The following is a 13,343-nucleotide window of genomic DNA, read 5'->3' as shown; positions in this document are numbered from 1 at the left end:
AGCCTGTCCCGAGAGGCCGGCTACTTTTGTGATCGCCGCTGTCAGGGTGGTTTTGCCATGGTCGATGTGACCCATTGTCCCCACGTTCAGATGCGGCTTGCTTCTATCAAATTTTTCCTTCGCCATTATAAAAACTCCTTGAATTATGAAAAAAAACGATTGGTTACGCTTTCAAAATTTCTTCCGCCACTGACTGCGATACTGGCGCATAGTGGTCAAATTCCATATTAAAGACGCCGCGTCCCTGTGTAGCAGAACGCAGTTGGGTTGCATAGCCGAACATTTCTGCCAACGGAACCATTGCCTTAACTGCCTGTGCATTTCCAAGACGAACTTCCATGCCCTGGATCAAACCACGGCGGCTGTTGATCTGCCCCATGACATCGCCGAGGTATTCCTCTGGAACAACAACTTCAACTTTCATCATCGGCTCAAGCAAAATGGGATGTCCCTTTTGCACGCCTTCCTTGAAGCCCAAAATAGCGGCCATTTTGAATGCCATTTCACTCGAATCAACTTCATGGAAAGAGCCATCAAACAATGTGACTTTTATATCAACAACGGGGTATCCTGCAAGCACACCACCCTCAGCGGCTTCTTTAACACCTTTTTCAATTGGGTTAATATATTCTTTTGGAATAGAACCGCCCACAATTTTATTTTCAAAGAGAATGCCGCTTCCACGTTCACCCGGCTCCAGTGAAAATACGACATGTCCGTACTGACCTTTACCACCAGATTGTTTAGCGTACTTGTAATTGACTTCCTTAACCGCTTTGGTGATCGACTCTCGAAATGCAACACGTGGTGCACCAACATTTGCCTGCACTCTAAATTCGCGCAATAAACGGTCTACGATAATATCAAGATGTAACTCGCCCATACCTCTAAGAATGGTCTGGCCGGAGTCCTCATCTGTGTTTACATGAAGTGTGGGATCTTCTTCTGCCAACTTGCGGAGAGCTTCCCCCATCTTTTCCTGATCGGCTGAGCTTTTGGGTTCGATTGCGATAGAAATGACCGGCTCAGGGAAGGAAATAGTTTCAAGAACAAGAGCCTTTGTATCACAAAGCGTATCGCCTGTGAAACTTTCCTTGAAACCCAATACAGCGCCGATATCGCCAGAGCGAATTTCAGTCACATCTTCGCGGTGATCGGCATGCATTCGGATCAAACGGCCAATACGCTCTTTCTTTCCTTTTTTGGTCGTGTTCTGAACTGTTTGACCCTGACTTAGAACACCAGAGTAAACACGAACATAAGCCAGACGACCCACATACGGATCGGTTACGATCTTGAAAACTAATGCACCCAAAGGAGCATCATCTTGCGCGGAAATTTCGAAGGTATTTTCTGGGTTACCTGGTTCAGATACTGTGAGAGTTGGTTTATCAGCGGGGGAAGGAAGATAATCAATTACTGCATCGAGAAGTACCTGTACACCCTTGTTCTTTAAGGAAGAACCACAGAAAACTGGTGCGGTCTTATTTGCAAGTACACCCTTGCGAAGCGCAAGCTTAAGTTCTTCGATGCTGATTTCCTGAGCTTCCAGGAACTTCATTGTCAGTTCGTCGTCCAGTTCGGCGATCTTTTCCACCATCCTGGCGCGAGCTTCTTTCGCTTGTTCTTTCAAATCTTCCGGGATTTCTACGATGTGCGGATCTTTACCCAAATCATCTTCCCAAATTACAGCCTTCATTGTAAGAAGATCGACCACACCCTTGAAAGTTGCTTCAAAACCGATGGGAATTTGCATCGGGATTGGGTTAGCACCCAAACGGTCAATAATGGTTTCGATGGTGCGCTCAAAAGACGCGCCAACACGATCCATTTTATTAACAAAACAAATGCGCGGCACACCATAACGGTCAGCCTGACGCCACACAGTTTCAGATTGCGGTTCAACACCCTGCACCGCATCAAAAACCACGACACCACCATCCAACACGCGTAAAGAACGTTGAACTTCCGCTGTAAAATCGATATGGCCAGGTGTATCGATGATGTTGATCTGATAGCCTTTCCATTCTGCTGATACAGCCGCCGAAACGATGGTAATACCACGTTCGCGCTCCTGCACCATCCAGTCGGTCACTGTTGTACCCTCGTCAACAGAACCGATGCGATGTGTCATGCCGGTATAGAACATGATACGCTCAGTGGTTGTCGTTTTCCCGGCGTCAATGTGGGCAATGATGCCTATATTTCGGTATTTTTCCAACGGATAGACGCGCGCCATTCTAACTACTACCTGCTTCCTTAATAAATAAATATCAAAAAACTAAACACGATAATGGGAGAAGGCACGGTTGGCTTCTGCCATTTTATGGGTTTCATCACGCTTGCGAATTGCTGAACCGGTCTCATTTGAGGCATCGATCAACTCGGAAGCGAGTTTGTCTGAAAATGATTTACCGGAACGGTCATGAGCGGCGGAAAGGATCCAACGAATCGCCAGAGTGGTACGGCGATCTGAAGAAACCTCCATAGGCACTTGATAAGTTGCGCCACCCACACGACGCGGCCGGACTTCCATGGCTGGGCCAACATTCTTGAGCGCGCCATCAAAGACATCCAGGGGATTCTTTTCTGTCCGTTCCTTGATCAAATCCATTGCATCATATATCAAGCGAACGGCTGTGCTCTTCTTCCCGCTCTTAAGCACATGTTGAACCATGGTTTGTACATTAATGCTATTAAAGCGGATATCGGGAAGGAGTTCCCGTTTCTCAGGTTTTGCTCTACGCATGTCTTACTTCTCCATCTATTAATTACTTTGGACGCTTCGCGCCATACTTTGAGCGGCCCTGCTTACGATTGGCCACACCGGTCGTGTCGAGAGAACCGCGCACAATGTGATAACGAACACCTGGTAGATCCTTCACACGGCCACCGCGCACCAAAACAACGGAGTGCTCTTGCAGCTGATGACCTTCACCGGGGATATAAGCTGTGACTTCGATGCCATTGGTCAAACGCACACGCGCAATTTTACGCAGCGCTGAATTTGGCTTCTTAGGCGTCATGGTACGGACAATGGTACAAACACCGCGTTTCTGCGGTGCACCTTTATCCTGGCGGAACCGGCGTTGCTTGAAACTGTTCAATGTGAACTGCAAAGCTGGTGACTTGCTTTTTGCGTTCTTATTTTTTCGGCCCTTGCGGACCATTTGGTTTACTGTCGGCACATTCGCCTCCGATTACAAATTCTTTCAAGATTCCATTTTTATATTCGCAAGAAATGAGACCATCAACAACAATTCCTGATGGCCTCATTTGTAGCTGCCAATGAGTCGAGTGGGGTTAAAGCCACTCTTGCTTTCCGGGCAACGGCTAATTATTTTATCATGCCATATTTACCAAGTCAATAGAAAATCCTACTTCTTTCGGGTTTGATTCTCTCCCAGACTCAGCAGGCCGGTATCGTGTTTTGGCGGATGCATCTTCTCTTCATCCTTACCAAACTTGACCACGTCACCGCCTTCGTTGATCGCCTCAACTGCAAGACCAAGGGATTGAAGCTCCTTGACCAACACTCTAAATGAAGCAGGGATGCTTGGCTCTTCAATCGGTTCACCCTTTACAATCGCTTCATATGTATTTACGCGGCCTTGAACGTCATCCGATTTGACAGTGAGCATTTCCTGGAGAGTGTGAGCAGCGCCATATGCTTCAAGCGCCCAAACTTCCATTTCACCGAAGCGCTGACCGCCAAACTGCGCCTTACCACCAAGCGGTTGTTGTGTAACCAAACTATATGGGCCCGTTGAGCGTGCATGTACTTTATCTTCAACAAGGTGATGTAACTTCAAAATGGTCATCACGCCAACTGTTACAGGCTGATCATATGGAATACCTGTTTTGCCGTCACGCAAAGTCTGCTTTCCAAGAGTTGGCAATGGAATTCCTTTTTCCTTCGCTAATTCCTGAGCGGTGTCGAAAACTTTGTCTTCGGCGATGCGACGTGTAATACCATTGGATTCCATCCACAAGCGCAGGCAAGCGCGGACGGTCATTTCATCCAGTTTGGGATCGTGATTCGCGGCTTCGTGGTTTTCGAGCAGGATCTCGTCAGGGTTGGAATAGCCCTTTTCGCGCAACCATTCTTTGGCCGTGGCATGATGCGCATACTCTGGGTCATTCAAGCTGTAAACGTCATATTTGCGTTTATCCAACCAATGCTCAAGGTATAAGCGACGAACCTCATCATCATCTTCGATGGAGTTGGCATCATATTCTTCTTCCTTGATCCACTCCCAGGCGCGCTCAGCAGCTTCTTTCCAGGCCTGATCCATGATCCACGCGCGTGCAAGTTCAGCTTCGATCTGTTCTTCGCTTGCACCGTCAAACACAGGGGTAATAGCGCGGAAGCCCATACGTTTTGCAGCCCATCCAAGATGTACTTCAAGAACCTGACCGATATTCATACGACCAGGTACGCCGAGAGGATTCAAGATGAGATCAACGGGTGTACCATCTTCAAGGAATGGCATGTCTTCAACCGGAACAACCTTGGAAACCACACCCTTGTTTCCATGGCGTCCTGCCATTTTGTCGCCAGCAGTAATCTTGCGGCGTTGAGCCACAGAAACGCGAACCATCATATCAACGCCAGCGGAGAGATCGGAATTGTCTTCACGTGTAAACACTTTTACATCAACGACCTTGCCGCGTTCACCATGAGGCATCCGCAGTGAAGTGTCTTTAACATCGCGGGATTTCTCGCCAAAGATGGCGCGTAACAAACGCTCTTCTGGTGTAAGTTCTTTCTCACCTTTGGGCGTGATCTTTCCAACCAGAATATCGTTTGGCCCAACTTCCGCGCCAATGCGAATGATACCGTTTTCATCAAGATCTTTGATGGCATCATCACCCACATTGGGAATGTCACGTGTAATTTCTTCTGGCCCGAGTTTGGTATCGCGCGCTTCCACTTCATGTTTTTCAATGTGGACCGATGTGAAACGATCTTCCTGAACCAAACGTTCAGAAAGCAGGATGGCGTCTTCAAAGTTACCACCCTCCCATGAAAGGAAGGCAACAACCACGTTCTGCCCAAGGGCAAGCTGACCGCTATCTGTAGATGAAGAGTCCGCAATGATGTCGCCAGTTTTGATTAACTGTCCCTTTACGACAGAAGGACGCTGATCGATACAAGTGCTTTGATTGGATCTTTGATATTTGCGCAATTGATAAACGCGGTTTCCGCTTCGCTTCTCTTTGACCGTTATGCTTGATCCGGTTACCGATACGACTTCACCATCTGCTTCGGCGACCACAACCTGGCCCGAGTCAAGCGCGGCGTGACCTTCCATGCCCGTGGAAACAAGAGGAATCTCAGGGCGCACCAAAGGCACGGCCTGGGCCATCATGTTCGAACCCATGAGCGCACGGTTAGCGTCATCATGTTCGAGGAATGGAATGAGGGCTGCGCTAATACCCACGACCTGATGAGGCGCTACATCCATATAGTCGATGGATTCGGCATTTGAGAACATGAAACCTGAATGGTAGCGGCAGGAAATGCGCTCACGTGAAAATTCCTTGCTCTCCGTTAGCACGGCATTGGCCTGAGCGATTGTGTACTTGTCTTCTGCGTCAGCAGAAAGGTATACGACCTCATCCGAAACAAAGGGAATCACGCTTATCTCTGAGTTAAATTTTGATACCTTTTTTAGTATTTTTGAGTCTATGGCTGTGCCGGACTTGAAGAGCAATTCTTCAGACTTGGGGTCATAAACATCCTCACGCAAAGTGCGGCCTTCCAGACGTTCATCATCTGATGGAAGGGATTTGTATACTCTGCGATAAGGTGTTTCGATAAAACCATATTCATTGACACGGGCAAAGGAAGCCAAACGACCAATGAGGCCAATGTTTGGACCTTCGGGGGTTTCAATCGGGCAAATACGTCCATAATGTGAATGATGAACATCGCGCACATCAAAGCCAGCGCGTTCACGTCGCAGGCCGCCTGGGCCCAAAGCTGATAGTGTGCGTTTATGACGGAGTTCAGCTAATGGGTTGGTTTGATCCATGAACTGCGAAAGTTGTGATGAACCAAAAAACTCGCGAAGAGCCGCAACGACAGGTCGGATATTTACTAATGTAACAGGTGAAAGCTGCTCCTGGTCTCGAATGGACATGCGTTCTTTAATGACACGCTCCATGCGTCGCAGGCCGATCCGCAACTTGTTCTGGATCAACTCACCCACCGTCTTGACGCGACGGTTGCCGAGGTGATCGATATCATCAGGTCGTTCAGCGCTATTATTAATCTGAATCATGCGGCGGATCAATCGAATCACATCACTCTTTGAAACAGTACGATGAGGAATTGGAATGTTCAAATCCAATTTCTGATTCAATTTATAACGACCCACACGTTCCAGGTCGTAGTGTCGCTGATCGAACAACTGCTCTTCAAGGAACTGGCGGGCATTTTCAAGTGTTGCAGGGTCACCCGGGCGCATCTTCTTAAAGAATTCAATCAATGCAGCTTCGGCAATTGTGTGATTGCTTAGGTCCCAATCGGGTTCCTGCTTGATCGTGGATGCAATGAACATGCGATCAGGGTTGTTGTCCACTTCCTTTAAGATGGAGAGTATTTCTTCATCTGTACCGTGTTTGATGGGAGAATCCTTGATGCCGTCGCTTACCGCAGCCAGTGCGCGTAAAAATACCGTAATTGGAACGGTGCGTTTGCGGTTGAACTTCAAGATGATGTAATCGGATTTGCGGGTTTCGAATTCCATCCACGCGCCGCGATCTGGAATCAACTTTGCCATTGCAAGCGGGCGGCCAGTAGCGCGGTCTGCGGGTGCTTCAAAATAAACGCCAGGTGAACGGATCAATTGAGAAACAACTACACGTTCGGTACCATTTACAATGAAGGTGCCCTTGTCAGTCATCTCAGGGAAATCACCCAGAAAAATATCCTGTTTGATCGGTTCTGGAACATCCGGGCCAGCCAACAAAACAGAGACATATAACGGGCTGGCGTAAGTTAGATCCCGCTCAACACATTCTTCAATGCTGTGTTTGGGTTCTCCAAACCAATACTTAAGCCCCCATTGTTGAGACTCTGGACCGCGGCTTGGGAAAAACAACTTCATACCTTTGTTATACGACTCAATTGGTGATATCTCATGGAAGAGATCACCCAACCCTTCCTTCTTGAGTCTTTCAAATGAATCAAGCTGCACTTCTATTAAATTAGGTAAATCAAGCTTAACCGGAATTCGTGCGTAACTTTTTTGGGGCAAAGAAGATGCCATTCTTCTCTCCTGACTTTTATTTGGCTGAGTGATAAAACGATTTTAACTGCCCTTTTGGACAGCGACCTGAAATTATATCGAACCGAAGAGAAAAAGTCAAGCAGCAGATTACTTTGATAGTCTAAAATATATATTGCTCGACACTTTTCTTGACAAATACATATAACTGCGTGTAAAATCACGGACGCTTAACAACAGAATATTGGCCGAGATAGCTCAGTTGGTAGAGCACGCGACTGAAAATCGCGGTGTCCCCAGTTCGATCCTGGGTCTCGGCACTCTCGGCCAGATAAGTAGGTCGTAATCTGCGGGCGTAGTACAGTGGTAGTACGTCTCCTTGCCAAGGAGAAGGTCGTGGGTTCGAATCCCATCGCCCGCTCAAATATGGAGGATTGCAGATTGGAAAATAATTCAGTCAGCAATCCTCATTATATATATGGCGTCGTGGCCAAGTGGTAAGGCAAGGGTCTGCAAAACCCTCATCACGGGTTCAAATCCCGTCGACGCCTCTGAAAACAAGTCCGCATGTGCGGGCTCGTTTTTTTGTCAGGCATAAAAACCCATAAAATTATTTCATTTACAATTTAATCGACATGAATCTTTATCGAAATAAGCCTATAATAAACGATAGAGGTTGTCATATTTGATTCCATGAAAACTCGATGGAATATTCTTGCATTGAAATTCATCATCGCCTATTTAGTGATAGGGGTTTTATGGATTCTTTTTTCTGATCGAATCGTAGCTTTTCTAATTAAAGATCCGCGGAATCTCTCCATTGCCCAAATATCAAAGGATTTGGTTTTCATCTTCACCACAGCGTGGATCCTATTCGTATTTATAAAGAGCAATGGAAGCAAACGCACAGAAAAATTTTCAGATATTCTTGAATCTGCAAGTGCGGGAGCCTTTCAATCATTGCCAGGTGGACGTTTTGTGAAAGTTAATGCGACCATGGCTTCAATTTATGGATACGCGTCTCCTGGCGAGATGGTTAGTGAAGTAGATGATATAGGCGCGCGAATTTATACATCTACTGAAGTTTATAACGATTTCATTGAAACCTTGAATCAAGACGGGGTGATTGAAAAGTTTCAAGCACAAAATCAGAAAAAAGATGGAAGCCTGATCTGGACATCAACAGATGCCAGAGCCGTAAAGGACCGCAGCGGAACTATTATGTATTATGAAGGTTTTGTCACGGACGTTACAAAGCAAAAGACCACCGAAACTGCACTTCGTGATACAGAAACGCAATATCGGCTACTGGTCGAGAAATTGCCCGTTGTGGTCTTTATGGACACCTTTGGCGATGCGCAGACATCACAATATATCAGCCCACGCATGAAAGACCTGCTTGGATACACGCCCGAAGAATGGGATGCCGGTGAAAACATCTGGGAGAATTCTCTTCACCCGGACGATAAGGAACGTGTGCTCGCTGAAGATATCCGAACTGACATTACAAACGAACCTTTCCGCATTGAGTACAGATTGCGTCATCGTGATGGACATTATGTATGGATAAAAGAAGATGCCTCGATCATAAAAAGCGAAGATGGTACGCCTCTTTTCTGGCATGGCATTTTGTCGGACATTACAGAGCAAAAACAGGCAGAGGCCGCACTGCAAAGACAATTGAAAGAGTTAAGCATTCTCCATTCAGCCGCACTGGCCGAATCGACGGCCAGCGATGCAGATAAGTTGATCCAAAGTATTACAAATATTATTGGGGATACGCTATATTCGGACAACTGTGGCGTTCTTTTACTCAATGAAACAGGAGATCAACTACAGCCTCATTTTTCCTACCGAGGTACAAACCCTGAAAACGTGGGGCTTAGTATCCCTTTATCGAAAGGAATATCTGGAAAAGTTGCCGCCACAGGCAGGCCAATCCGCTCCGGGGATGTTTCATTGGAGCCTGAATACTATGAAGTGACATCTGGCATTCGATCAGAGCTTTCTGTTCCCATCGGCAGCGGGTCAAAAATAATTGGTGTATTAAATGTAGAAAGCAAGCTTCCTGATGCATTTACTGAAAACGACGAAAGGCTTCTGAATACAATTGCTGGGGGGATGGTTAATGCAATGGAGAGGATACGTCTCTTTGAGTTGGAAAAGAAGCGGCGTGAAGAAGCGGAGATAATGCGCGAATCCACCCTGGAATTAACATCCATCGTTGGATTAAACAAACTATTCGAGCATATCTTTATTTCACTGAAGAAATTGATAAATTATGACAGCGCATCCATTGAATTGATCAATCAGGGATATGTTGAGATCGTAGCCGGAAAAAACATCCCGCAGGAATTGATCGGGAGTAGATATAAATCCAATACCGAAAAATGGGGCAGTATGGAAGCTATTCGCCAGCCCAAGGTCATTTCAGATGCCCAGTTGGATGAACGCTTTATAAAATTTGAACCCACAAACTATATACGCGGCTGGATGGGAATACCACTTCTTGCACATGATGAGGTTATTGGTTTCCTAAATCTTGATAGCAAGACACCGGGCTTTTTCAACAATGAACATGCAGAGGTTGCTCAAACCTTTGCCAATCAAGCCGCAACCAGCATTGAAAAAGCGCGGCTATTTGAATTGGAAAAAAAACGGCGCGAGAGTGCAGAAACTGTCATGCAGGCAACTACAAGTCTCACTAATCTGCTTGACCTGCCTTCCCTGCACGAGGCGATTCTCGAATGGCTGCACAAAATTTCACTATACGACAGCGCCTCGATCATGGAAATTGAGGGCGAGTACATTCGTATTACCGCCACAAAGGGGCTACCCGATCCCGAAAAAGTAATAAACCAGGTCTTCCCGGCAGATAATATCCTTTGTAACATTATCAATATCACAGGTCAGCCATTGACCATTGAGGACTGCCAAAAAGATCCCCGCTTTGAAAATTGGGGTAACTCACATCACGTGCGCGGCTGGATGGGTGTCCCGCTCATTTCCCGCGGACAGGTGATCGGTTATCTGACAATTGACAGCCGTACCCCGGGCGCATTCACTCAAGACGATGCCATCGCGGCACAGACATTTGCCCACCAGGCCGCTACATCACTCGAAAATACGAGGCTTTACACCGAAACAAGACAAAGGCTTGAAGAGCTGGAAATGGTTAACCGTGTATCCTTTAGCCTCCGTGCAGCGAAAGATACAAATGAAATGTTGCCCATTCTCTTAAACGAGATCAGGGCAAGTGTTGGAACCGATGCAGCCACCATATTACTTTATGACCATGAAACAGATGCGCTCATACCTCATGCAACCAGCGGATGGCTGGCAAGCCTGCCAAAATCCAGCTTTGTCCCGGGCGAAGGTATTATCGGAAAGGTATATTCCAGCGGAACCATTCACATCAGCCCTGATTTCATAAACGACCCAATCGCACATTCTGAAAACGCAAAATTCCTCGGCAAAGGCTGGGGAGGAATCGCAGTCCCGGTCCACACAGCAAACGAAACAATTGGTGTCATCATTGTGGCCATACAGAAGCCAAGACAAATTGAATCGAACCACACACGTCTGCTCACAACGCTGGCTGAAATCGCTGGTAACGCAATCTACCGTTCCAATCTATATGAAAGAAGCGAGGAGCAGATCCGCCGCCTCACAACACTACGCGAAGTTGATTCGGCGATCACTTCCAGCATTGATTTGCACATCACGCTGGATATTCTGACGGAACATCTAACCTCAAAAATGGGAGCAAGCGCCGCTCGTATCCTCGTCTTCAACCTCAACAGCCAAATGCTTGATTGCTACACTGCAACCGGTTTCAACAGCCAATCCGTCAGGCGTACCTCCATTGGAATCGGTGACGGTCTGGCAAGCCAGATACTATTGAGCCGCAATGATCTTTATATAAAAAATATGGATAGAGATGTAAATCTTAAACCAGATCATCTTTCCGCTGAAGGGTTTGTTAGCTATTACGGTGTACCACTTTTTAACAAAGGTGCCACAAAAGGCATCATCGAAACCTATTTTAGATATCCATTTACTCCAACAACGGATTGGAAAGATTTCATGAAAACTCTTGCGGGTCAGGCGATCATTGCAATTGACAACGCGCAATTGTTCGAAAATCTGCAACGCTCCAACCAGGAACTCTCGCTTGCTTATGACACAACTCTTGAAGGATGGGGGAAAGCTCTTGAACTGCGTGACAAAGAGACGCAGGGACACACCCGCCGCGTCACCAATCTGACCCTGGAACTGGCACGGCAAATGGGCATACCCAAATCTGAATTGACTCACATCCGCCGTGGCGCATTGCTGCATGACATCGGCAAAATGGGCGTGCCAGATCACATCCTGCGAAAGCCCGGTCCCCTCACAAAAACTGAAATGAAAGAGATGAGAAGACATCCCCAGTACGCCTACGATTTGCTATCCCCCATTGCCTACCTGCGCCCTACCATAGATATTGCTTATTGCCACCATGAGTGGTGGAATGGCAAAGGATACCCACGCGGATTAAAGGGCGAAGAAATTCCTCTATCCGCTCGCATCTTTGCAGTTGTAGACGTTTGGGATGCACTGCTATCTAACCGCCCCTATCGAGAAGCCTGGGAGGAGGAAGAGGTGATGGAATACATCACTAATCTTTCCGGCAAGCAGTTCGACCCCGCTATAGTAAGTATTTTCAAAAAAATGATCGAAAGTGAATCTAGAATCATTTATTCGAATTCACCGAAAAAACCTCAGAAGGCAATTAAAAAGAGGTCGCAAAACCAAAGAAGTCAATAGCAAAAAATAAAAAGATGCGGTGATTTCTTATTCACCACGTCTTTTTATTTCAATTTACTTCACCCGCAGGAAACGCCGCTTGCCCACCTGCAAAACTCCCGGGTGAGGAAAAGCAGCATCACCGCGCTCCAGAACTTCCCCATCCAAACGCACACCTTTTTGGTCGATTAGTGCGCGAGCCTTGCTTTTGCTTTCTGCCAGTTTGGCCGCCAAAATGACATCCACTACAGTCTGACCGGGTTGCAGCTCAAACTCGGGCATTTCATCGGGAACTTCCTTTTGCTGGAAGGTCTTAATGAAATTCTCCTGAGCCGCTTTTGCTTCATCTTCGCCATAGAAAATGCTGGTGATCTCGCCCGCCATTTTCATCTTTGCATCACGTGGATGTAACGCTCCAGAGGCCATATCCTTCTCGATCCTTTCAATTTCATGCGGACTCCAACGCGTGACAAGGCGCATGTAAACGCCCATCGCTGAATCTGGCACAGACATTAACTTGCCAAACATATCGTTCTCACCACTGTTGATCGGAACAATATTGCCAGTGGATTTGGACATTCTCTGCACGCCGTCTGTGCCTGGCAAAATACCGGTGATGATGCCGACCAGCGGCTTTTGTCCTTGTGATTCCTGCAATTTACGCCCAGCCACGATGATATTGAACAACTGATCTGAACCACCAACTTGAATATCCGTTTGCATTGCAACGGCGTCATAGCCTTGCATCAAAGCATAGAAAGTCTCGTGCAGGTAGATCGGCTCACCTTTTTCCAAACGGTTAGCAAAATTATCGCGCGCCAAAAATTGTTGCACAGTAAAGTTCTGGCCCAGGCGAATCAAATCGACAAGGTTGAGTTCGGAGAGCCACTCACCGTTGTAACGAACCTTGGTCTTCTTGCGATCCAGCACACGGAATGCTTGTTCGGCATAGGTCTTGGAATTTTCAGCCACTTGTTCCTGGGTCAGGATTGGACGCGCTTTGTTTTTATCCGATGGATCGCCCACTAATGCAGTGTAACTTCCTATCAGGAAAGTTACATCATGCCCCAAATCCTGAAACTGACGCAGTTTGCGCATGGAGATGGTATGCCCCAAATGCAGGTCGGTGGAGGTGGGGTCATAGCCGCAGTACACGCGCAAAGGCCGACCCTCTTTCTCGGAGAGTTTCAGGCGTTCGCGGAGTTCAGCAGTCATGGCTTTCTTCAAATCTTCATCGCCATATTCTGTGCCCTGCATTAATAATTCAATTTGTTCTTCGATGTTCATAACATTCTCCTGTGCAATTTCTTTGCTCTTTTG

General features: G+C 46.9%; 7 protein-coding genes and 3 tRNA genes. 4 read left to right on the top strand and 6 right to left on the bottom strand.

What is annotated here, in order from left to right; genetic code table 11:
• From AC14M5_RS11765 to rpoB, 5 genes are all read right to left on the bottom strand, one after another.
• The coding region (locus AC14M5_RS11765; RefSeq protein ID WP_484029850.1) for a GTP-binding protein at nucleotides 1-126 on the bottom strand (126 nt) is incomplete at its 3' end.
• Between the two features lie 37 nt (nucleotides 127-163).
• On the bottom strand, nucleotides 164-2,239 hold the full coding sequence (gene fusA, locus AC14M5_RS11760; RefSeq protein ID WP_484029856.1) for an elongation factor G: 2,076 nt from the start codon (nucleotides 2,237-2,239) through the stop codon (nucleotides 164-166).
• Nucleotides 2,240-2,281: 42 nt separating this feature from the next.
• A complete protein-coding gene (gene rpsG / locus AC14M5_RS11755; protein WP_484029855.1) occupies nucleotides 2,282-2,749 on the bottom strand; it encodes a 30S ribosomal protein S7 in 468 nt (155 codons plus the stop codon).
• A gap of 22 nt (nucleotides 2,750-2,771) precedes the next feature.
• On the bottom strand, nucleotides 2,772-3,188 hold the full coding sequence (gene rpsL / locus AC14M5_RS11750; protein WP_484029854.1) for a 30S ribosomal protein S12: 417 nt from the start codon (nucleotides 3,186-3,188) through the stop codon (nucleotides 2,772-2,774).
• A 189-nt stretch (nucleotides 3,189-3,377) separates the two neighbouring features.
• On the bottom strand, nucleotides 3,378-7,277 hold the full coding sequence (gene rpoB / locus AC14M5_RS11745; protein WP_484029853.1) for a DNA-directed RNA polymerase subunit beta: 3,900 nt from the start codon (nucleotides 7,275-7,277) through the stop codon (nucleotides 3,378-3,380).
• Between the two features lie 205 nt (nucleotides 7,278-7,482).
• Between rpoB and AC14M5_RS11740 the strand changes: the two genes are divergently transcribed.
• From AC14M5_RS11740 to AC14M5_RS11725, 4 genes are all read left to right on the top strand, one after another.
• Nucleotides 7,483-7,555, top strand: a tRNA-Phe gene (locus AC14M5_RS11740).
• A gap of 29 nt (nucleotides 7,556-7,584) precedes the next feature.
• Nucleotides 7,585-7,656: transfer RNA gene (locus AC14M5_RS11735), tRNA-Gly, on the top strand.
• 59 nt (nucleotides 7,657-7,715) lie between these two features.
• Nucleotides 7,716-7,786, top strand: a tRNA-Cys gene (locus AC14M5_RS11730).
• A gap of 142 nt (nucleotides 7,787-7,928) precedes the next feature.
• Nucleotides 7,929-12,044: a GAF domain-containing protein gene (locus AC14M5_RS11725; protein ID WP_484029852.1), complete on the top strand. Its 4,116-nt coding sequence runs from the start codon at nucleotides 7,929-7,931 to the stop codon at nucleotides 12,042-12,044.
• Nucleotides 12,045-12,098: 54 nt separating this feature from the next.
• Here the strand turns inward: AC14M5_RS11725 and tyrS are convergent, their stop codons facing one another.
• Nucleotides 12,099-13,310, bottom strand: a complete 1,212-nt coding sequence (gene tyrS / locus AC14M5_RS11720) for a tyrosine--tRNA ligase (protein WP_484029851.1) — start codon at nucleotides 13,308-13,310, stop codon at nucleotides 12,099-12,101.
• Between the last annotated feature and the right edge of the window lie 33 nt (nucleotides 13,311-13,343).

The organism is Candidatus Villigracilis sp. (assembly GCF_057083605.1).
This window is presented reverse-complemented; position numbering and strand designations above follow the sequence as displayed.